At 69.3% G+C, this 20,193-nt stretch carries 17 protein-coding genes; 5 read left to right on the top strand and 12 right to left on the bottom strand.

Annotation, left to right across the window (positions count from 1 at the left end; genetic code table 11):
• Positions 1-80: 80 nt before the first annotated feature.
• The 5 genes from ASD59_RS12805 to ASD59_RS12825 form a co-directional block, all read right to left on the bottom strand.
• Entirely contained in the window at positions 81-1,016 is a 936-nt protein-coding gene (locus ASD59_RS12805; protein ID WP_055832276.1) for a hypothetical protein, read from the bottom strand.
• Between the two features lie 99 nt (positions 1,017-1,115).
• Positions 1,116-1,988, bottom strand: coding sequence for an AAA family ATPase (locus ASD59_RS12810; protein WP_055832278.1), 873 nt, complete (start codon positions 1,986-1,988; stop codon positions 1,116-1,118).
• 58 nt (positions 1,989-2,046) lie between these two features.
• Positions 2,047-2,298, bottom strand: coding sequence for a hypothetical protein (locus tag ASD59_RS12815; RefSeq protein WP_055832281.1), 252 nt, complete (start codon positions 2,296-2,298; stop codon positions 2,047-2,049).
• A gap of 661 nt (positions 2,299-2,959) precedes the next feature.
• Positions 2,960-4,228 carry a lytic murein transglycosylase gene (locus ASD59_RS12820; protein ID WP_055832282.1) on the bottom strand — a complete coding sequence of 423 codons (1,269 nt, stop codon included), beginning with the start codon at positions 4,226-4,228 and terminating at the stop codon, positions 2,960-2,962.
• A 103-nt stretch (positions 4,229-4,331) separates the two neighbouring features.
• The gene (locus tag ASD59_RS12825) at positions 4,332-4,658 is read right to left on the bottom strand and encodes a DUF2200 domain-containing protein (protein ID WP_235561824.1); all 327 of its coding nucleotides are present in this window, start codon (positions 4,656-4,658) and stop codon (positions 4,332-4,334) included.
• A 189-nt stretch (positions 4,659-4,847) separates the two neighbouring features.
• Here ASD59_RS12825 and ykgO point away from each other — a divergent pair, with 189 nt between their 5' ends.
• From ykgO to ASD59_RS12840, 3 genes are all read left to right on the top strand, one after another.
• Positions 4,848-4,973 (top strand): type B 50S ribosomal protein L36, encoded by a 126-nt coding sequence (gene ykgO / locus ASD59_RS12830; RefSeq protein WP_055832286.1) that lies wholly within the window; start codon positions 4,848-4,850, stop codon positions 4,971-4,973.
• Between the two features lie 184 nt (positions 4,974-5,157).
• Positions 5,158-5,433 carry a DUF2312 domain-containing protein gene (locus ASD59_RS12835; protein ID WP_055832288.1) on the top strand — a complete coding sequence of 92 codons (276 nt, stop codon included), beginning with the start codon at positions 5,158-5,160 and terminating at the stop codon, positions 5,431-5,433.
• A 2-nt stretch (positions 5,434-5,435) separates the two neighbouring features.
• Positions 5,436-5,786 (top strand): hypothetical protein, encoded by a 351-nt coding sequence (locus ASD59_RS12840; protein ID WP_156377036.1) that lies wholly within the window; start codon positions 5,436-5,438, stop codon positions 5,784-5,786.
• Between the two features lie 166 nt (positions 5,787-5,952).
• Here the strand turns inward: ASD59_RS12840 and ASD59_RS14385 are convergent, their stop codons facing one another.
• From ASD59_RS14385 to ASD59_RS12860, 4 genes are all read right to left on the bottom strand, one after another.
• Positions 5,953-8,763 carry a Plug domain-containing protein gene (locus ASD59_RS14385; protein WP_055832290.1) on the bottom strand — a complete coding sequence of 937 codons (2,811 nt, stop codon included), beginning with the start codon at positions 8,761-8,763 and terminating at the stop codon, positions 5,953-5,955.
• 202 nt (positions 8,764-8,965) lie between these two features.
• Positions 8,966-10,423: a sigma-54-dependent transcriptional regulator gene (locus ASD59_RS12850; RefSeq protein WP_055832292.1), complete on the bottom strand. Its 1,458-nt coding sequence runs from the start codon at positions 10,421-10,423 to the stop codon at positions 8,966-8,968.
• A gap of 198 nt (positions 10,424-10,621) precedes the next feature.
• Positions 10,622-11,788, bottom strand: coding sequence for an aspartyl/asparaginyl beta-hydroxylase domain-containing protein (locus tag ASD59_RS12855; protein WP_235561823.1), 1,167 nt, complete (start codon positions 11,786-11,788; stop codon positions 10,622-10,624).
• 101 nt (positions 11,789-11,889) lie between these two features.
• Positions 11,890-13,752, bottom strand: coding sequence for a DUF4153 domain-containing protein (locus tag ASD59_RS12860; protein ID WP_055832294.1), 1,863 nt, complete (start codon positions 13,750-13,752; stop codon positions 11,890-11,892).
• Between the two features lie 365 nt (positions 13,753-14,117).
• Here ASD59_RS12860 and rplJ point away from each other — a divergent pair, with 365 nt between their 5' ends.
• Together rplJ and rplL are read left to right on the top strand one after the other, a co-directional pair.
• The gene (gene rplJ, locus ASD59_RS12865) at positions 14,118-14,633 is read left to right on the top strand and encodes a 50S ribosomal protein L10 (RefSeq protein WP_055832296.1); all 516 of its coding nucleotides are present in this window, start codon (positions 14,118-14,120) and stop codon (positions 14,631-14,633) included.
• A gap of 66 nt (positions 14,634-14,699) precedes the next feature.
• Positions 14,700-15,083 carry a 50S ribosomal protein L7/L12 gene (rplL, locus tag ASD59_RS12870; RefSeq protein WP_055832297.1) on the top strand — a complete coding sequence of 128 codons (384 nt, stop codon included), beginning with the start codon at positions 14,700-14,702 and terminating at the stop codon, positions 15,081-15,083.
• 254 nt (positions 15,084-15,337) lie between these two features.
• Here rplL and ASD59_RS12875 read toward each other — a convergent pair whose 3' ends face one another.
• The 3 genes from ASD59_RS12875 to ASD59_RS12885 form a co-directional block, all read right to left on the bottom strand.
• A complete protein-coding gene (locus ASD59_RS12875; protein WP_055832299.1) occupies positions 15,338-17,302 on the bottom strand; it encodes a M61 family metallopeptidase in 1,965 nt (654 codons plus the stop codon).
• Positions 17,303-17,487: 185 nt separating this feature from the next.
• Positions 17,488-19,440, bottom strand: coding sequence for a M61 family metallopeptidase (locus ASD59_RS12880; RefSeq protein WP_055832301.1), 1,953 nt, complete (start codon positions 19,438-19,440; stop codon positions 17,488-17,490).
• A gap of 153 nt (positions 19,441-19,593) precedes the next feature.
• Positions 19,594-20,106, bottom strand: coding sequence for an FKBP-type peptidyl-prolyl cis-trans isomerase (locus ASD59_RS12885; RefSeq protein WP_055832303.1), 513 nt, complete (start codon positions 20,104-20,106; stop codon positions 19,594-19,596).
• Between the last annotated feature and the right edge of the window lie 87 nt (positions 20,107-20,193).

A 20,193-nucleotide genomic window follows, 5' to 3' on the forward strand; every position in this document is an offset into this window, starting at 1 on the left:
GTCTGATCCTGCTGTCGTGGGCAGGGTTGGTGACGCATCGGGGCGATGCGATCAAGGGCGAAGCCGGGCCGCCGGGCCGCTTATTCGCCGACGTTGAGGGTGACCAGGTCCTTGGCGTCCTCGAAGGCGCGGTTGCGGTTGGTGTCCCTGGAGCGGACCGCGGCGACAACCAGAGGCCCGCCGACCGGGCCCCGGGCCTCATAGCCGACCAGGCGCCAGCCCGATTCCGAGTCGCGGCTGTCGGTCAGGATCCAGCTGGCGCGGGTGGCCTCGCCGCTGGCGCTGGTGCGGATTTCGGCGGCGTTGTTCAGGGCGTTGACGCTGACGCTGTCGCCGCTTCCGCCGCCCGCCGGCGAGGAACCGGTGACGCGGGTCGCGCCGTCGCTGTCGCTGGCGTTGATGTGGAAGCCGCCGATGCGGACGCTGGCCTGATCGCCCCGGGTCTCGATGTGCATGCCCGGAAGGCGAACGGAGGCGTCGTCGCCGGCGGCTTCGATCCTGACGCCCGGCGCCCGGACGGAGGCGCGGTCGGCGGCGCCGGCGGCGCGATCGGCCTGGGCGGCGGCCTGGTCCGCCGCGCCCGCGGCGGCGTCGGCGGCCACGGCGGCCGTATCGGCGGCGGCCTGGGCGGCATCGGCGCGGACGCGGGCCTTTTCGGCGTCGGCCGAGGCCCGGAGCTCGGCGGCGGCGGCGGGCAGCGAGCCCGACAGGCGGGTTTCGAAGGCCTTCAGGGCATCGGCGGGATTTGTCCCGTCCAGGCTGACGAGATGCAGGCTGACCTCGGCGCCCTTGGGTCCGACATAGGTGCAGACCTTGCCGCCGTCCTGGGCCGAGCCCTTGCGGGTCAGGGAGCCCATGGTCTGGGGGCATTGCAGGGCGTCGACGACCTTGAGCACGCCCTTGGCGTCATTGTTCTCGGTGCGGGTCGAGGAGATGCGCACGGAGTCGCCGTCGCAGGCGGACGTCAGCGCGGCGAAGGCGCAGACGGTCGGGATGAGAAAGGGACGAAGGGTCATCGTCGGGAGTCCTTTACGTGGTCTCATCCTGAGCGGGCCGGGCCGATAATCCAGTGAAATCGCGGTAAGGCGGGTGTTCAAACCGGTCCCCTGATGTGTTCAGCCGCCGGGCCGCGCGCCTTCGCGACGGCTGAGGAAGGCGAGGCGTTCGAACAGGTGGACGTCCTGCTCGTTCTTCAGCAGGGCGCCGTGCAGGGGCGGGATCAGCTTGTTGGGCGACTTTTCGCGCAGGGTTTCGGGGTCGATGTCGTCGACCAGCAGCAGCTTGAGCCAGTCGAGCAGTTCCGATGTCGAGGGCTTCTTCTTCAGGCCCGGCGTGTCGCGGATTTCGTAGAAGGTCTTCAGCGCTTCCGAGACGAGGCGCGGCTTGATGCCGGGGAAATGGACCTCGACGATGGCCCGCATCGTCGCGTCGTCGGGGAAGCGGATGTAGTGGAAGAAGCAGCGGCGCAGGAAGGCGTCGGGCAGTTCCTTCTCGTTGTTGGAGGTGATGATGACGACGGGGCGGACCTCGGCGCGGATCGTCTCATCCGTCTCCTGGACGTAGAATTCCATGCGGTCGAGTTCCTGCAGAAGGTCGTTGGGAAACTCGATGTCGGCCTTGTCGATCTCGTCGATCAGCAGGACGGGGCGTTCGGGGGCGGTGAAGGCCTCCCACAGCTTGCCGGGCTTGAGGTAGTTGCGGACGTCGTGGACGCGTTCCTCGCCCAGCTGGCTGTCGCGCAGGCGCGAGACGGCGTCGTATTCGTACAGGCCGTTGTGGGCCTTGGTCGTTGACTTGATGTGCCAGGTGATGAGGGGCGCGTTCATGGCGCGCGCGATCTCATAGGCCAGGACGGTCTTGCCGGTGCCGGGCTCGCCCTTGATCAGCAGCGGGCGTTCGAGGGCCACGGCGGCGTTGACCGCGATCTTCAGGTCGTCGGTGGCGATGTAGTTGGAAGTGCCTTCGAAACGATCGGACGAACGGGACATGGACGGCTCCGGCAGGGGTCTGGTCCGGGTTAGCGAAGGCGGAGCGGGTAAACAACGATCATGTGGATACAGAGGCGGCCTCGTCTTCCTCGTTGGCGCGGCGTTCAGCGGCTTCCAGCTGGAACAGGGGCCTGGAGAGGACGAAGTCCTCGATATCGACCGGATGGCCGGCGCGGACGATGCGCAGATACATTTCCTCGCGGTTCGACATGGGCTCGTATTCGCCGGTCGGCAGGCCCTCCAGGCGGATGAGTTGCAGCGCGCGGATGACGTCGCGATCGGTCAGCCGGGGTGATTTGCAGCGGGGCACGGGTTTCCTTTCCATCAGGCATGGGTCGACGCGCTCTGGCGAAGGGCCGCCAAAGCTGGGGAGGGCGCGGGGCGACCGGGCTCGCCCGGTGCTTGTGTGTTTTACCGTTTCGACGAGACAGCCGCCCCGCGTCGTCGTTTTCCACGCGCGTGCCGGCCGCCGGCCCTGTTTGGGCCTTGCCGACGCCCGGACGGTTCCTTGCGGTCCCGGACGGGGGGAGACGTGCGGAAACATCAAGCGCCGCAGAGGTCCCGCACAAGAAGCGCGCGGCGAGCAGGCGGACGCCATCCATCGACGTCCTCAAGGACCCCCGGCGTAAGCGCCCCCGGGCTTCATCGCTCGACCACAGCCCGCCGACATCGAGGAACGTGGATCCGACGCCCTCCCCACCGACGGGATGGACAAGATTATGAGGGGGTTTTCAGGGGTGCTGACAATTCCGTTTGGGAAAAGCGTAAGCAATTGAAGGGGCGGGATATTTTCTCGCCAATCCGACTATAGATTCGTGATCCTTCCCCCATTTCGGGGAAGGTGGGCGGCGAAGCCGCTCGGATGGGGGCTCGTTCCGGCGCAACGATCATCGAAGGGCGCCCGCAACCGGCAGCCCCCATCTGTCTCGCTTCGCGAGCCACCTTCCCCCGAAATGGGGGAAGGGCCCACCTTAGTCTGCCCGGCGGATCAGCTCATCGGCCAGGTCGGCCGTCAGATAGCCGTCGGCCAGACGGCCCGTGGCGATCTGCCAGCGGCGCAGGGCGGCGCGGGTGTTGGCGCCGATGACGCCGTCGACGCCCTGGGTGTCGTAGCCGAGGGCGGTCAGGGCCCGCTGGGCGCCAATGCGCTGGTCGCGGGACAGGGGGGCGTCGTCGGGCCAGGTCGCCACCAGACCGGGCTTGCCGGCGATGCCGTCGGCGGTCAGGCCGATGGCAAGGGCGTAGGAGACCGAGTTGTTGTAGCGGCGGATCACATAGTGGTTGGGCAGGGCCAGGAAGGCCGGACCGCGCGCGCCCTGTGGCAGGAGAATGGTCGCCTCTTCCAGCGCCTCGGCGTCGGTCGGGGCGCCGCCGCGGGCCAGGGTGACGCCCCGCCCCGCCCAGTAGCGCCAGTCGTGGCGGGGCCCCTCGGCCTCGGCGTAGTCGAAACCGGAGGGCAGGACGACCTCATAGCCCCAGGCCTGGCCGCGCTTCCAGCCGGCCTGGGCCAGCAGATTGGCGGCGGAGGCGAGGGAATCGGCGTCCGAGCCCCAGATGTCGACCTTGCCGTCGCCGCTCTGGTCGACGCCGAGGCGCAGATAGTTGTCGGGCATGAACTGGGTCTGGCCCATGGCGCCGGCCCAGCTGCCCTTCAGCCCCGCCCGGTCGCGGCGGCCGTCGACGACGATGTCCAGCGCGTCCTTCAGCTGGGCCTCGGCCCAGTCGCGGCGGCGGCCGTCGAAGGCGAGGGTGGCCAGCGAGCGGATGACGTCATAGTCGCCCTGGACGGCGCCGAAGCTGCTCTCATTGCCCCAGATGGAGACGAGAATCTCGGCCGGGACGCCGAACCGCTGAACAACGTCCCACGGCACGCGGTCGGTGCGCTGGCGGCCCTGGGCGATGCGGGTGGCGGAGACGGCGGACTGGATATAGGCGCCGGCGGGCCGGCTGAACTCGGGCTGGTTGCCGTCAAGGCGGATGACGGAGGGGTCGGGAGTCAGGCCGGCCAGCTCGCGGGCGTAGGCGTCGCGGCGGACGCCGCCGTGGCGGGCCAGGAAGCCCTGTTTCCAGCCTTCGAACCCGGCCTGGTCCGCGGGCGCGGGCGTCGGCGCGGCCGGCGTGGGCGCGGAGGGACGGACGGGCGCCGGCGCCGGGGTCGGCCGCACGGGCGGCGCCTCCGGCAGCATGGGGGCGCAGGCGGCGACGGAGGCGATGAGAATGAGTCGAAGGCTGATACGCATGATGTAGCTGTAGAGTCCCCGGCGGCCGCCCCGTCATAACAAGTGCGCGAGGCGGGAAGCGTTGCTGCAATAGCGGCGCCATCCCCTGGTTCGCGTGCGAGATCTAGCGCCTCAGGATTTTCTCCATCGCCTTGCCCCTGGCCAGCTCGTCGATGAGTTTGTCGAGGTAGCGGATCTCGCGCATCAGCGGCTGTTCGATGGTCTCGACGCGGATGCCGCAGATCAGGCCGGTGATCAGGGACCGCGCCGGGTTCAAACTCGGCGCCTCGGCGAAGAAGGTCCGGATGTCCGACTTCTTCGCCAGTTGGGCCTCGAACGCTTCCCGGGTGAAGCCCGTGAGCCAGCGGATGATCTGGTCGACCTCCTCCTTCGTGCGTCCCTTCCTTTCCGCCTTGGCGATGTAGTGGGGATAGACGCTGGCGAAGCTCATCCGGTAGATTCGGTGGTCGTCGGTCACGATCCTCTCCATGCCGGGCGTCCGGGTCGCAGTCTGCCGCAACCGTGGGCAAAGTCACCTCAGTCGGCGGTTGACGATTCCGGGAAGCCTCTCTATACGCACCGCTCCGCCGCAGGTTCTTCCCGCGGCTTTTCTGTTTTGCTTTGCCTCAGGACGACGACCATGAAGGTCCGCAGCTCGCTCAAGTCGCTCAAGACCCGCCACCGCGACTGCAAGGTCGTGCGCCGCAAGGGTGTTGTGTACGTGATCAACAAGACCGACCCGCGCTTCAAGGCGAAGCAGGGCTAAAAGGTCTTCCGCGCGCCACAGCGCGGTTCGAAAGTTTCAGGGCTGCGGACTTGTCCGCAGCCTTTTTCGCGTCCGTCCCCAGGCATCGTTGAGTCGCGCGCCCGGGCGTGGTTAGCGTCCCTCATATTCTTTTCGCCCTGTCGGCCCCAGGCCTGTTTGAGGGCATTTTATCCGGAGTTCTCCCTTGGCCGACGACGCTTCCTTCGATTCCTCGCCCGACGTCCTGACCTCGGCCGCCCAGGGCCGGCTGCGCACCATCATCGAGCGCATCGAGCGTCTGGAAGAGGACAAGGCCGCCGTCATGGCCGACATGAAGGAGGTCTTCCTGGAGGCCAAGGGCGAGGGCTACGACGTCAAGATCCTGCGCAAGGTCATCCGCATACGGAAGCAGGACAAGGCCAAGCGCCAGGAAGAGGACGCGATCCTGGACCTGTACCTGTCGGCGCTCGGCGAGATCTGACCCTGAAGCGAACCGGCTTCGGCGGGGGCAGGGGCGGCGCGAAGAAGCCGCCTTCCAGTCCGTTCGAGGCCGAACGCAAGGCGGCCCAGCGCGCGGCCCTCAATGCTCTCAGACGCGCCCGCCGCTCGGCAGAGAAGGCGGGCGTTTCGCTGTCCGAATGGGAGGGCGAGTTCATCGACTCGGTCAGCGAGCGGGTGAAGACCCACGGCCGCGCCTTCGGCGACCCGGAACTGGGCGCGCCGGGCCAGGCCCTGTCGGCGATGCAGGGCCGCAAGCTGAAGGAGATCGCCGCCAAGGCGAAGGGCGAGACGCCGAAGCGGCGGTGGGGGCGGAAGGCTTCCCCGGGAGACTGATCACCCTCCCGGCCGTCATCCTCGGGCTTGACCCGAGGATCGGATGTCGGCCCGCACGGCGCGGCCGGGATGGCTCGGGCCGTTGAAGACCGCCGTCCCCGGATGGGCGCCGGACGGTCCGGCCCCCGGGTCAAGCCCGAGGGTGACGGACTGTGGTGGGCGCGCCCTAGAACAGGATCTTGCGGAAGGTCAGGCTGACGGTCCGGCCCTGGGGGTCGAGGTAGTCGGGCTGGTAGTTCAGCGGGGCGTCGCCGGCGCTGGAGGTGACCTCCAGACGGCTGTCGAAGATGTTCTGCACGCCGAGCTGGACGCGCGAACCCTTCAGCCACGGGTATTTGGCCACCCAGGCGGCCTGGCCGCCGAGGTCGACGAAGACGTTGAGATTGATCGTGGCCAGGTCCGAGAAGGCCAGGTCGGGGCCGGTTCCGCCGTCGACGCGGGTGCCCTCGCGCCAGTTGGCGTTGAGGAAGGCGCCCATGCCGCTCTTGAAGACGCCGGCCTGGCCCTGGATCTCGTTGCGGGGCGTGCCGCCGCGGCTGCCGGTGGCGGAGCCGTCCAGCAGGTCGAGCACGGGCACGCCGTCGGCGATGACGATCTCATCCTGCAGACGGACCGTGTGATAGACCGAGAGGTTGAAGCGGCCCTGGCCGGGCTGCATGCCGCCGCCGCGACCCCCGCCGCCGCCCATGCGCATCTGGGGCCCGCCGCCGCCGGGGCCGCCGCGGGGACCGTCGCCGCGGGGGCCGTCGCCGCCCTGACGGATGATCATGGGCGCGCCGAGGCCGGGCGCGGGGCGCGCGCCGCCGGGCATGCCGGGCAGGGGCGTGGCGGCGGGACCGGGCTGGCCGAAGGCGCGGGAGTAGTTGAAACCGGTGCGGATGTCCTGACGCTCGAAGCGGTCGAAATTCAGCGGCCGGGCGTCGAAGGAGACCAGATTGCCGGCCGGGTCGCGGTTGAAGCGGTCAGGCAGGGCGGCCTCGAGCTCGGGGGTCAGGGTCGGGAAGGCGGCGATGGCGTCTTCCGTCAGGCTGTAGGTCCAGGTCGACTGGATGCGGAAGTCGGTTTCGGACCAGGGCTTGAGCGTGGCGCCCAGCTTCCAGACCTTGCGGTTGTCGGAGTTCAGGTCGGGATTGCCGCCGTCGATGCGGGTGACCAGAACGGTCTCGCCGGCGGGGCCGGCGGCGAAGTCGAACACCGGCGCGTTCGGGGTCGAGATGGTCGGATCGTTCAACTGCGAGATGGTGGGCGCGCCGTGCTCGTCGGTGTAGCTGACCAGCAGGGACAGGGGCTCGATCGGCGACCAGTTGACGCCGAAGCCGAGGGTGGACAGGCCGCCGAAGTCCGACAGCTCCTCATAGCCGACGTTGAAATTGGCCGACAGGTCGCCCAGCGCCGGGAAGACGCCGGTGCGGCGGCTGGCGATGGGAATGCCGAAGCTGGCCTGGCCGTTGAAGCGATCGCGCGACTGCGAGCGCTCGGTGGTCAGGCCCGAGCGGACGCTGGTCGAGTCCAGCGAGCGGGTGTCGGCGCCGAAGGTGAAGGTCGAGGATATGCCGCCGGCCGGCAGGTCGAAGACGTCGCCGTTCAGCACCGCCTCGGCGCTGAGCACCTGGGACACGGAGTTGGCGGTGTCGTCGGGCAGGCGGGTGAAGTCGGCGGGGGTCAGGGGGCCGAACGGATTGGCGGCCCCGTCGTTGGCGGTCAGGCGGGTCTGGAAGGGCGTGGTCCCGAAGCCGCGGCCGGTCAGGGTGTCCGTCTCGACGCGGTCGTAGGAGCCGGTCAGGGTCCAGCGCCAGTCGTCTCCGATATAGCCGTCGAGAATGCCGGCGATCCGCCCGGTGAGGGTGTCGGTCTCGCGGCCGAGGGCGTCGGCGTCGTCGAGGTAGCGGTAGACCAGCACGTCGCTGGCGAAGGGCGAGAAGGGATTGCCGTCCGGCAGGGTCAGGACCACGCCGGGCAGGCCGTTGAAGCTGCGGCTGGAGACGTTCTGCAGATTGCCGCTGATCGTTCCCTGGGTCGTGCCGTTGATGTCGCGCTTGACCGTGCCGCGCACGGTGGCGCGCTCGCTGGCGGACAGCAGGGTGCGGTACGCGCCGAGGTCGCCGGTGCGCGGGTCGCCGGCCGCCTGGGCGAAATTGGCCAGACTGGGCGCGCCGCTTCCGGGGACCGGATTGACCAGGACGGGCCGCCCGACCAGGACCGACAGGGCGGGGTCGATCTGGGGGTCGCAGGGGGCGCCCGAGGCGGGGCTGCAGGGAACGCCCGAGCCGCGGTACGGAAGGCCCGAGATATTGCCGATCAGGTCGAACGGAGTCGCGCCGGGATCGCGGACGATGTCGCGCTCGGATTCATACAGCGGGGTCGAGCGTTCGTATTCGGCGTCCATCGACCAGCGGGTGGCCCCGGCGATGCGCAGGACGTTGCCCTCGATCTCGGCCACGGTGCGGCCGCCCTGGGTCGGGGCGCGGCCGGTCAGTTCGCCCGAGACCGAGCGGAAATTGGCCTTGAGAACGAAGTTCACGACCCGCTGGTCGGCGCGGTAGCCGTACTCCAGCGCGACTTCCTCGGGCAGGATTTCGGTGCGCTCGATGGCTTCGGTCGGAATGCCCTGGATCTCCTGGAAGCCGGAGATGCGGCGGCCGTTGACCAGCAGCACGGGCTGGCCGTCGGCGCGGCCGCGCGAGCTGCGGGTCAGGGGCTCCAGATAGGTCAGGAGTTCGGCGATGTTCGAGGCGCCGTAGGCCTGGATCTGCTCGGGGGTCAGGGTGACGTCGGGCGGGATGTCGGAATTGACGCTGCCGCGAGGGCGCGCCGCCGTGGTCACCACCGTGCCGAGGTCATAGGCGTCGGGGTCCGCAGCGGCGGGCCGGGCCGCGGCCGGCGGCGTCGCCGCGGGCGTCTGCGGGGCTTGCTGCGGGGGCGCGGCCTGGATCGCCCCGGCCATGAGTCCGGACAGGGCGGTGGTGACGAGGAGCATGCGAAAGGCCTTCGGGGGAGGACGACGAAGCTGCAACGTGGCCCGGTTCTGTTTCCGTCGCGTTGCAGTGGGGAAACCGGGGGTTGCGGTCAGGCGCAGAGCACTCGTCTTCGGGGTTCCGGCGACCGCTGGCCAATGAACTTTTGGTCAGACTTCGGGCTTTGCCAAGACGGCGCCGAATTGCGGCCCCCCCTGGCCGGGCCTAGCCGGCCTCCCTGAGGCTGCCCTCCAGGCCTTGCTCGCGCACCTTGCGGTACAGGGTGGAGCGGCCGATGCCGAGGCGGCGGGCGATTTCGGACATGTGGCCGGCGTAGACCTCGATGGCGTGCTGGATCAGGTCGCGCTCGATCTCCTCCAGGGTGCGCAGGTGGCCGCGCTCGTCGAGGATGCGGATGGGCGTGTCGGGCAGCGGGGGGAGGTCGATGTCGGCCGGGCCGGATCCGGCCTCCGGGTGATCCGCCTCATCGTCGCCGGCGAGCGGCGTCGCGCGGCCGGAAATGGCGGGGAAGTCGTGGGGCTGCAGGAACGGCGCGTCGGCCAGGACGATCGCGCGATAGACCGCGTTCTCGAGCTGGCGGACGTTGCCCGGCCAGTCGAAGGCGCACAGCAGGGCGAGGGTTTCCCCCGTGCAGCCGGCGATGCGCTTGCCTTCCTCGATGTTGAAGCGGGCGACGAAGTGATCGACCAGGGCCGGGATGTCCTCGCGGCGTTCGCGCAGGGACGGAGCCTCGATCGGGAAGACGTTGAGGCGGTAGAACAGGTCCTCGCGGAAGGCGCCCTCGCGCACCTGCTGGGCCGGGTCGCGGTTGGTGGCCGAGACGATGCGGACGTCGACCTTGACCGAGCGCTTGGCGCCGACGGGGTCGATCTCGCCCTCTTGGAGGGCGCGGAGCAGCTTCACCTGCATGTCCAGCGGCAGTTCGCCGATCTCGTCGAGGAACAGGGTGCCGCCGTTGGCCTCCATGAATTTGCCGGGGTGTTTGTCGTGGGCGCCGGTGAAGGCCCCCTTCTCGTGCCCGAACAGGATGGACTCAATCAGGTTCGAGGGCAGGGCGCCGCAGTTGACCGCGACGAACGGCTTGCCCGACCGGTCCGAGGCGCCGTGCAGGGCGCGGGCGATGACTTCCTTGCCGACGCCGCTTTCGCCGGTGATCAGGACGGGGATGGAGGATTTGGCGGCGCGGGTCCCCAGCGACTTGACCATGCGCATGGGCGCGGATTGGCCGACCAGATCGTCGAAGGAGGTGCGCCCAGTGACGTGCTTCTTCAGACGGCCGACCTCGGCGGTGAGGCGCGTCATCTGCAGGGCGTTGGAGACGCCGACCAGCAGGCGCTCGGCCGAGACCGGCTTGACGAAGAAGTCCTGGGCGCCGGCCTGCATGGCCTTGACCACGGCGTCCACGCCGCCCGACGCGGTCAGGACGATGACGGGCGTCGTGACCCCGGCCGTGCGGATTTCGGCCAGGGCCTCCATGCCGGTCATGCCCGGCATGACCATGTCGAGCAGGACGACGTCGGCGCCGCCGCCCTTCGTCAGGCGGTCGATGGCCTCGCCGCCGGATTCGGCGTGGATGACGGCATAGCCTTCCCGCTCCAGCACGGCCTGGGCGAGGCGGCGCTGGGTCGGATCGTCATCGACCACGAGAACGGTTCTGGCCATGGAGCGGCGCCCTTCATCATCACGTTGCGGCCGGTCCTCGTTGAAGCGGGACTGGCTCATTCCGGGACGTTTTTACGCCCCACAAGGTGAAGATCGGGTTGTGGGGGGTGGTGAGCGGTGGGTTAACGGGAGCGAGGGACCAGGGACCAGGGACCAGGGATCCCTCGCCTTCGCCCCCTAATCCCTAGTCCCTAATCCCTACCGCTCCGCCGTGAAGCTCCGTCGGGCCTGCATCATGGCCGTGATCAGGGTCTTTTCGCCGTCGGTCAGCCACGGGTTCCAGATGTCGAAGATCAGGATCACCCGCATCTGGTCGGCGTCGTTCCAGGCCTCGTGCTCGATGGTGTCGTCGAACACCCAGGCCTGACCCATCTTCCAGTCGCGAACGGTGTTGCCGACGCGGAAGCGGGCCGGGCCGGGCAGGATCAGCGGCAGGTGGGTCAGCAGGCGGACGTTGGACGAACCGGTGTGGGCCGGGATGTGGGTGTGGGGCTGGAGCGCCGAGAAGACGGCGGTCGGGGCGAACCCCTCCTGACGGCACATCGGCAGCGACTCAAGCAGGGCGGCTGTCTGCGGACAACGTTCGCAGACCGCGTCCTGCCGTTCGCCGTCCCGCCACAGCCAGAGCGAGCTCCATTTGCGGGAGTGGTTCAGCTCGCCCCACTGATTGACCGGGGCGCCCTTCGGATAGGCGATATAGGGGGCGAACTCGTCGAAGGACGAGGCCAGCAGGGCCTCGAGCTCGCCCTGGATGAGCGGGGTGGCGGCTTCCAGCGTCTCGAGCCACGGGAACAGGGCGCGGTCGTAGAAGGGAATGGCCGGGAGGCGGGGATAGTCGAGCAGCAGGGGTTCCTGCTTCGGCGCGGTCTTCAGCCCCGCGTAGATGTCCAGCCCCTCGTCGAACCGGTCGAGGGCGGCGGGCTCGACCGTGGCGCGCAGGGCGGCGACCTCGGCCTTCATATGGTCGCGCAGGGCCTCGGCGTGGCGGCGCACGACACTGTCGGCGTGCTCCATCTGGGCGGCCAGCGGCGGCGGGCAGTGGTCGCGGGGCGGGGCGATCTTCAACGCATTCCGATAGACGTCGACGGCGGCGTGGCCCTTGCCGATCTTTTCCAGCATCGCCGCCTTGGCCAGCAGCGCCGAGAAATCATAGGGCTGCATGGCCAGGGCGTCGTCGAGCACCATCAGGGCGCCATGGAAGTCACCGATGAGCCGCAGCGCCACGGCCCGGTTCAGGGCGCCATTGTGGGTCGGACCGATCCGGTCGGCCTGGTCCAGAAGGCCGAGGGCGGACTGCGGATCACGACGCGCCAAGGCCTCGGCGGCGCGGCGCAGCAGTTCAGCCTGTGGTCCGTCCTGATTCACGCGGGGTCCCCCGATCCCGATTTCATGAACTGACTGTAATGAACCGGATCGGGGGCGGGTCAAGGGCCCCACTGCATTCGGCGCGATCGGGCGGGCCGGGGCTAGCCGACCGAAGCCGCCGCCGGCCCGCGGGCGCCGAAACGGTCAAGCCAGTCGGAGACGGGCGCGCGGCCGCACTTCGCCGGGTCAGGCGTGAACCGGGCGCGCGAGTCGATCCCGAGGACGAGATCGGGCCAGGCGGACGCCACGGGTGCGGACCGCCCCGCGCGGAACGCCTCGCGCAGGTCGGCGGACTCCCGTCCCTGGCAGACGGCCGGATCGAAGGAGCCGACGACGGCCCACCGGTTCGGGTCGATGCGGGCGAAGACCTGGACGCCATGGGCCCGGGCCAGCAGGACCTCGGGCGTTCCGTCGCCGTTGACGTCCCGAAGCGCGGCGACGCAGTCGCCCGCGGCGTCGCAGCCGCGCAGCGCCCTGCCCTCCACGGAGGTCAGGAAATCGGCCGGCAAGGCCGAACCCGCCGGCGACATCTCGATGACCTGGGGATGGCGCGGGCCCAGCGCCGGGTCGTGTCGGTCGGTCGCCGACCGGGCTGCACGGGTGCGGGCGGCGATGTCCGCGTTTCCGGAACGGGCGAGCCGGGCCAGCGCCGCCTGTCCGGCCTTGCCGCTCTCGAAACGGAGGAAATGGTAGTCGAACCGGTCCGGCGTCACCGCGCCGCGCTGCAGCCGGGCGACCTGATCCGTCACGGAGAGCCGGGCGGGGTCCAGCAGCGGACTGAACAGGGCCAGGATCAGGGCGAGGGCGAGGACCCCGGTCCAGATGGTGGCGCGCTCCAGAGGCCGCATCCACTCGCCCTTGCGCCAGAACGGGCTGAGCGCGGCCCAGCCGTAGCCGACCGCGAAGGCGGCGCCGACGACGGCGCAGGCCGCGGCGATGATTCTGTCGGGCGTCAGGCCGTACTGGCCGACGCGCAGGGCCAGACCCCAGAAGGCGATGACGACCAGGGGCGCGATCAGGACGGCGGCGACCCGCACGGCGACCCGCAGCACCGCCGGCGGCCGGTTGTCCGGGCGGCCGTCCTGGTAGGCGGCGTTGATCAGGATGACGAGGGCGGCGGCGGCGGCCAGGACCAGGGCGGTGGCGTTTCCGGTCTCCCAGAGACCCTGCAGACCGGTGAAGGGCAGGGCGGCGACGAAGCCGGCGACGATCACCGTCATCACCAGCAACAGCCAGGACAGCAGCATCAGGGCCACGGTGCGGACTCCCCGGATCAGCCCGTCGCGCACGTCGGTCAGATGCACGGCGACGGCGAAGACCAGGAAGGTGACGGGGATGTAGAACCAGTCCTTGCCGAGCAGGTCCTCGAGGAAGTCGAGGCCGATGATGCGGAACAGGGCCGCGCCGAGATGCAGCAGGGCCCAGAAGGCGGCGGTGAAGCCGATCGACAGGGCCAGCTGGACCAGCGACTTGGTGGCGGTGTCGAAATAGGCCGGGTAGCTGGCGATGCGGCGGCGCTCCATGTCCGCCGGGGCCACCAGATGGTGGGCGATGAACAGGCCGGCGGCGGCGAACAGGATCACCGGGGGCGACAGGAAGGGCGGGCCCTGCAGGGTGTCGGCGCTCTGGCGGGCGATGTCGTGAAGGCCGAGCAGGGCCAGGGAGGCGGCGGCGACGCCGGCCCAGATGGCCAAGGTCGTCAGCCGCAGACGGCTGACGCCGGCCAGCAGCATGACCGGCAGAAAGCCCAGGACCAGCAGCAGGGGGCCGAACAGCAGGGGCTGGGTCGCGGGCCAGGTCGCCACGCCGTCCGAGGCGCGGTGCAACCAGAACAGACCCAGGCCCTGCAGCATGCCGATGGCCAGGCGCGCCGGCGCGAGCCAGGGCGCGGCGTCTCGGCCGAGACTGTCGCGGCCCATCGCCTCCAGCGGAACGGAGGGCGCGTCGTCGTTCGGCTGTGTCATGGTCCTGCCCCGGGTTTCGCGGCATCTGACGCCCATCGGCGACGCTTGGGAAGAGCCGGCGCTTGAGTTCTGCGCCGGCCCGTGTATAGAGCGCGCCTTCTCCGTCGCAGCTTCGGCCGCGGCGGTCCTGTCCGAGAACTTCGGGGCGTGGGGGTCACCCAGGCCATAAATGTCAGAGAGCCCTCTGACGCCGTGGGGAGATGGGGATGCAGACGGCCATCGTCGACCCGGTATCCGGGCCGCACGAGGTTCGAGCCTCCTTCGGACATTACGACCGGCCTGAACGCTTCGCAGCGATGCGGCGCGCTTTGGCCAATCCGTCGTCGGGAATAAGCCCGGCGGCGAATACCAGACTGGAGACCGCAATGGACCGCGCTCAAAAAGCCGAGTCGATCGAGACGCTCAAGGGCGTCTTCGCCGACGCGGGCGCCGTGGTCGTGACCCACAACCTGGGTCTGACCGTTGCGGACATGGAAGACCTGCGTGGACGCCTCCGCAAGGAAGGCGGCACGTTCAAGGTGGTCAAGAACCGCCTGGCGCTCAAGGCGCTGGATGCCGCCGAAGGCAGCGACTACCACGGCCTGTTCAAGGGTCCCGTGGGCATCGCCTATGCCGACGATGCGGTGACGGCCGCCAAGATCACCGCTGAATACGCCAAGGCCAATGACAAGTTCATCGTCCTGGGCGGCTTCATGGGTGAGAAGGTTCTGGACGCGAAGGGCGTGGAGGTTCTCTCCAAACTGCCGTCGCTGGACCAGATCCGCGCTTCGCTGCTCGGCCTGCTCAACGCCCCCGCGACCAAGATCGCCGGCGTCGTGCAAGCCCCGGCTTCCCAACTGGCCCGCGTGTTCAGCGCGTACGCCTCGAAGGACGCCGCGTAAGCGGAACCGCCTCTTTCATCTCTGCAAAACTCTCTCTGACACCCACTCCTCCGAAGGAAAACTCACATGGCCGATCTCGCCAAAATCGTTGAAGACCTGTCGAAACTGACCGTTCTGGAAGCCGCCGAACTGTCCAAGCTGCTGGAAGAAAAGTGGGGCGTCAGCGCCGCTGCTCCGGTGGCCATGGCCATGCCCGCCGGTGGCGGCGCCGCCCCCGCCGAAGCTGCTGAAGAGCAGACCGAGTTCACCGTCGTCCTGCTGGACGGCGGCGACAAGAAGATCAACGTGATCAAGGAAGTCCGCGGCGTGCGTTCGGACCTGGGTCTGAAGGAAGCCAAGGACCTGGTCGAAGGCGCTCCGCAGAACGTCGTCGAGAACGTCTCCAAGCAGGCCGCCGACGAAGTCGCCAAGAAGCTGACGGAAGCCGGCGCCAAGGTGCAGGTCAAGTAAGCAGTCTTTTTGCCCTAACGCGCTTCGCGCTGCTTGAGGGCGATCTGATGAAATAGACGGGCCGGGGAGCGATCCCCGGCCCGTTTTTCTTTGCCCGTGAACGGCAATCGAGGGGGCTGCATGAACGGCAATTGGCCGGCTGCAGTTCGAGCCGAGACGGCGAAGGCGGCAAGGCGGCGCGGACCCCCTCCCTCACGGCGCGAAGGGGCGCCGCGCCACCTCCCCATCGGGGATGGGGAGGAGACTCGTCAGCTTCAGCGACGCCGGGGGGCGAAGATGTCCGTCAGGCGGTCGCGCGCGCCCTCGATGCGGACCAGGCGCGGGTAGCGCAGGCCGTCGTGGTAGTCGAAGGACAGGGTGCGGAACTCGTCGCCGCGCCTGACCACGAGGACGATGGGCTCGCTCCCGCCCCTGGCCGCCGTGACGGCGTCGCGCAGGACCTCGGCCGAGGCGACGCGGTCGCCGACGGCGATCAGGTCCCAGCCGGCGCCCAGCCCCTGTTCGAAGGCCGGCCCGCCCCAGCGCACGCCGGTGATGCGGTTGGCCGCGTTCAGGTTGAAGCCGAGGGAATACTGGAAGTCGGTGGCCCAGCCGGACTGGATGCGCTTCTCGACCGGGGTCAGGTCGTCGACGTACGTCAGCCGCCAGCCGGCGCGGGCGAGGCCGTCGAGCGGAGCGCGGGCGTCGGGGCCGACGGCGTCGAGCCGGGTGCGCAGGAAGGTCGCCCAGTCGTGCGGGTGGACCGCGTTCAGGGCCGCGACCACGTCGTCGAAGGTATAGGGTCTGGCCTCCCAGACGCCGTCGTCGACGCCGAAGAAGCCCTTGGCGAAGTCGTCGAGCGACTTGCGCTCTCTGGTGGCCTCGCGGATCAGGGTGTCGGCGTCGAGCCAGATCAGCAGGGCCTCGCGGTAGTAGTCGCCGGTGCCGCGCATCCACGACGGCCACGGGTTGGTGGTGCGGTAGCCGAGCAGGTTATGATTGGTGGTGTCCTGCAGCGGGCGCCACCGGCGGCCGGGCTGCTGGTCATAGAAGCCGGCGACCTCGGCGAGGTTGGCGATGGCCTCGTCCTTCGTGACCAGACCCGAGCGGGCGCCGAGGACGTCGCCCCAGTATTCGGTCTGGCCCTCATAGACCCACATCAGGCTGTTTTGCGTGGGGAGGTTGAGGTTCTGGACGTATTCATCTGACGGACGGCGGAATTTTCCGTTCCAGCTGTGGGTGAACTCGTGCGGCAGCAGGGTGCGCGCGCCATAGTCGGGGGCGGTGGAAGCGGTGAAGAAGGTGGGGCTGGCGGTGTTCTCGGACGAGCGGTGATGCTCGAGGCCGATGCCGCCCATCTTCGAGGTCAGGCCGAGCAGGAATTCGTAATGGTCGAAATGGCGGGCGCCGAACAGGCGGTCGGCCTGGTCGACCAGAGACTGATACTGTTCGATCCGTTCGGGAGAGGCCGCCAGCGATGCGGCGGTGTCGCCGACGAGGTGCAGGTTGACGGGCGAGCGTCCGCCCGGATCGAGGTCGATGCGGCGATAGTGCCGGCCGGCGAACATCGGACTGTCGGCCAGATGTTCGAGCGAGATGGGGGCGAAGGTGGCGATGTCGCCCTCACGGCCCGTGGTCGTCAGGGCCACGCCGTACTGCCAGCCCTCTGGCAGCTTCACTGACGGGGCGAAGGTGATGCGGTCGTGGTTGTAGCCCGCCGGATAGAGCAGGGCCTTCTCCCACTGGAGATTGACCATCTCGGGCGTCATGACCACGCGCCAGACGGCGTTGTCGGGCTGGGTCAGCCATTCGAAACCGACCTGGATTTCCGTGACGCCGGCCGGGATGTCGAGGTGGAAGGCGTGGGGGTCGACGGTGTCGCGCAGCCATTCGATCCGCTGGCCATTGCCCGTGACGGTGAGGCCGGAGACGAGCTGGATCGGGCCGGTGTCGGCGTGGTTGCCGGGGATGAATTTCGGATACTGCAGGACCAGATGCCCGGCCGAGACCGGCACGGTCTGACGCACCCGGATGACCTTGTGATCGAGGTCGGTCAGATCGGCCTGGATGCCGATGACGCCGGGATAGTCGCGGTCCTGCGGCGCCGGGATGGGCGGCAGGGCGCGCGGCAGGCTGGTCGGGACGGGCAGGGGCGTCTGGGCCTGCGAGGCCGGGACCTGCGCCAGGGCGGGCAGGGCGGCCGAGGTCAGGAGCAGGGCGAGAAGAGCAGGTTTCAGCATTGGGAGCCTCGTCACGGATGCCCTTCCCCCTTTACGGGGGAAGGTGGCCGGCGGAGCCGGTCGGATGGGGGTGCTGGTCGGGATGTCGTAATGGAGGCCGACCCGCTTGTTCAGGACGGGCGTTTGACCCCCCATCCGTCTCGCTTCGCGAGCCACCTTCCCCCGCAAGGGGGGAAGGGACGGCATTAGCGCCGCCTCGGAGACAGAATTTCCCCCAAGCGGTCAGGGGTCCCGGCGATCCGCTCGAGGTGCGGGTAGCGCAGGCCGCCGTGGTAGTCGAAGGCGATGGTGCGGAAGCGGTCACCCTTCTTCAGCATCATCTCGATCGGGGTCGTATTGCCTTTCGACGCCGTGATCGCCTCGGAGATGGCGTCGGCGCTGGCGGCGCGGCCGTTGACGGCGACGACCTCCCAGCCCGAGGTCAGGCCGGCGTCGAAGGCGGGCGAGCCCCAGCGGACGGCGGTGACGCGGTTGGCCGGGTTCAGGCTGAGACCCAGCGAGTAGGCGAAATCGACGCGGTCCAGTTCCTTGTTCAGGGCCTTCGAATAGTCGTTCGGCGTCTCGCGCCAGACGAGGCGGTAGCCGCCGCGCTCGATGCCGCCGTTCGGGGTCGGGGCGTTCGCGCCGACGGCGTCGAGGCGGGTGCGCAGGAAGGCGGCCCAGTCATTGGGCTGGACGCCGTTCAGGGTCGAGGTCACGTCGGCGAAGGTGTAGGGCGCGGGGTCCCAGCTGCCGTCCTGGACGCCGAAGAAGGCCCGGGCGAAGTCGTCCAGAGACTTTCGGCCGTTGGTCTGTTCGCGGATCAGGGTGTCGGCGTCGAGCCAGATCATGGCCCCTTCGCGATAGTAGTCCTCGCTGCGCTGGAAACTGCCCCAAGGCTGGGGCCGGCGCTGGGCGATGATCGGGTCGTTGGTGGTGTCCTGCATGGCGCGCCACGACCGGCCGGGGTTGTCGGCGGCGTAGGTGGCGGCCGTGTTGGCGAAGACGTCGAGGGCCTGCTGTTTCGTCATCAGGCCGGCGCGGGCGGTCAGGATCAGCCCCCAGTACTGGGTCTGGCCCTCATAGACCCACAGCAGGGAGTTCTGCAGCGGCTCGTTGAGGGTGGGGGTCAGCTGGTCGGCGGGCCGGCGCCATTTGCCGTTCCAGGAGTGGGTGTATTCGTGGCCCAGCAGGTCGCGGTCGGCGAGGGTCGAGGCGGCGTCGGTGAAATAGTCGGTGTCGACGCTGTTCTCGGACGAGCGGTGATGCTCGAGCCCGATGCCGCCGAGGTCATCGCTGACGGCCAGCAGGAAGTCGTAGTGGTTGAAGTGGCGCGCGCCGTAGAGGCGATCGGCCTGGTCGACCAGGTTGCGATGCAGCTCGATGTGTTCGTCGGTGGCGGCCAGCATGTCGGCGTCGTCAGCGACGATGTTCAGCCGCACCGGCGAACGGCCGCCGGGATCGAGGTCGATCTGGCGGTAATGGGCCCCGGCGAACACGGGGCTGTCGGCGAAATGCTCGAGGGTGACGGGGGCGAAGCTGGCCACGCCGTTCTGGAACGAGCGGGTGTCGAGCGCCGTGCCGTATTGCCAGCCGGCGGGCAGGCGCAGGGTCGGCTGGAAGGTGATCTGCCGGGAATAGTAGCCGGCCGGATAGAGCAGGGCCTTCTCCCACTGGATGTTCAGCATCTCGTCGGTGATGACGATGCGGCCCTGGGCGCCGTCGATCGGGGTCAGCCATTTGAATGAGACCTCGACCGAGGCGGCCCCGGCCGGGACCTCGACCTGGTAGGCGTTGGTGTCGACCGTGTTGCGGACCCAGCGGAGCGGCTGGCCATTGGCCGTGATGCGCAGGTCGCCGAGGTCGTCGACCGGGCCGACCGGACCGTGATTGCCGGGGATCCACTGCGGATAGAGCAGGATCAGCGGGCCGGGGCCGGCGACGGGAATGGTCTGTTTGACCGAGACGATGCGGCGGTCGATGTCGGTGGCGTCCATCTCGAGCGTGATGACGCCGGGGTAGGCGACGTCCCGCGGCGCGGGGACGGGGGTCAGGACGCGGTCGAGAGCCGGCGTTCCGACCTGGGCCAGTCCGGGCGCGGCCCCGAACAGCAGGACGGCGGCGCAGGCGGAGGCGAGCAGGCGGGCGGCAGGCTTCATCGGGGCAATCCGGGACCGAGGGGAGGCGCAGATCACGCCGGGCGGGGGCGGGGGTCAAGCGTGACCACGCCGCGCCTGATTAAAACGCGGTCATGTCAGGGGTTCCGTCGGCTCGCGATCCCGCTCATCCCGGCGGGATGAGCGGATCAAGAATCACGCCGCCGGCTTCACTTCCAGCAGTTCGACCGTGAACAGCAGGGTCGAGTTGGGCGGGAGGTCGCCGCCGCCGACCCAGCGCTCGCCGTAGCCGAGGGCGGCGGGGATGACGAATTCGAATTTTTCGCCCTCGCGCATCAGGGCGACGCCCTCGGTCCAGCCCTTGATGACGCGGTTGAGCGGGAATTCCGCGGGTTCGTTACGCGCGTAGGAGCTGTCGAACTCGCGGCCGTCGACGAAGGTCCCGCGATAGTGAACCTTGACCGTGTCGGCGCCCGAGGGCTGGCGGCCCTCGGGGTGCGCCCGGCCGACGCGGCGGTACTGCAGGCCCGATTCGGTGGTGGTCCAGCCGCGGCGGGCGCCGTTGACGACCAGATACCGGGCGTTTCCGGCGGCCCAGCCCTCGGGCGTGCCGACGCCCGGCGTCGCGGCGGCCGGCGGCGGCGGCGATGCGCCGGCGCAGGCGGCGAGGGAGAGGGCGACGGCGGCCGTGAGGATCAGGTGTTTCATGGCGGGGACGCTATTTTCCTCCCCGCTGCAAAGCAATGGGCGCCGGGGGAGGTCGTCCTGCCCCCGCCATCAAGTCGCCCCCTCCAC

Source organism: Brevundimonas sp. Root608 (assembly GCF_001427825.1).
Lineage (GTDB): Bacteria > Pseudomonadota > Alphaproteobacteria > Caulobacterales > Caulobacteraceae > Brevundimonas.

What these genes read in the sequence shown, in the direction of transcription:
- ASD59_RS12805 (WP_055832276.1), bottom strand. Translation starts at nt 1,016, where the DNA reads ATGACCCTTCGTCCCTTTCTCATCCCGACCGTCTGCGCCTTCGCCGCG.
- ASD59_RS12810 (WP_055832278.1), bottom strand. Translation starts at nt 1,988, where the DNA reads ATGTCCCGTTCGTCCGATCGTTTCGAAGGCACTTCCAACTACATCGCC.
- ASD59_RS12820 (WP_055832282.1), bottom strand. Translation starts at nt 4,228, where the DNA reads ATGCGTATCAGCCTTCGACTCATTCTCATCGCCTCCGTCGCCGCCTGC.
- ASD59_RS12825 (WP_235561824.1), bottom strand. Translation starts at nt 4,658, where the DNA reads ATGAGCTTCGCCAGCGTCTATCCCCACTACATCGCCAAGGCGGAAAGG.
- ykgO (WP_055832286.1), top strand. Translation starts at nt 4,848, where the DNA reads ATGAAGGTCCGCAGCTCGCTCAAGTCGCTCAAGACCCGCCACCGCGAC.
- ASD59_RS14385 (WP_055832290.1), bottom strand. Translation starts at nt 8,763, where the DNA reads ATGCTCCTCGTCACCACCGCCCTGTCCGGACTCATGGCCGGGGCGATC.
- ASD59_RS12850 (WP_055832292.1), bottom strand. Translation starts at nt 10,423, where the DNA reads ATGGCCAGAACCGTTCTCGTGGTCGATGACGATCCGACCCAGCGCCGC.
- ASD59_RS12860 (WP_055832294.1), bottom strand. Translation starts at nt 13,752, where the DNA reads ATGACACAGCCGAACGACGACGCGCCCTCCGTTCCGCTGGAGGCGATG.
- rplJ (WP_055832296.1), top strand. Translation starts at nt 14,118, where the DNA reads ATGGACCGCGCTCAAAAAGCCGAGTCGATCGAGACGCTCAAGGGCGTC.
- rplL (WP_055832297.1), top strand. Translation starts at nt 14,700, where the DNA reads ATGGCCGATCTCGCCAAAATCGTTGAAGACCTGTCGAAACTGACCGTT.
- ASD59_RS12875 (WP_055832299.1), bottom strand. Translation starts at nt 17,302, where the DNA reads ATGCTGAAACCTGCTCTTCTCGCCCTGCTCCTGACCTCGGCCGCCCTG.
- ASD59_RS12880 (WP_055832301.1), bottom strand. Translation starts at nt 19,440, where the DNA reads ATGAAGCCTGCCGCCCGCCTGCTCGCCTCCGCCTGCGCCGCCGTCCTG.
- ASD59_RS12885 (WP_055832303.1), bottom strand. Translation starts at nt 20,106, where the DNA reads ATGAAACACCTGATCCTCACGGCCGCCGTCGCCCTCTCCCTCGCCGCC.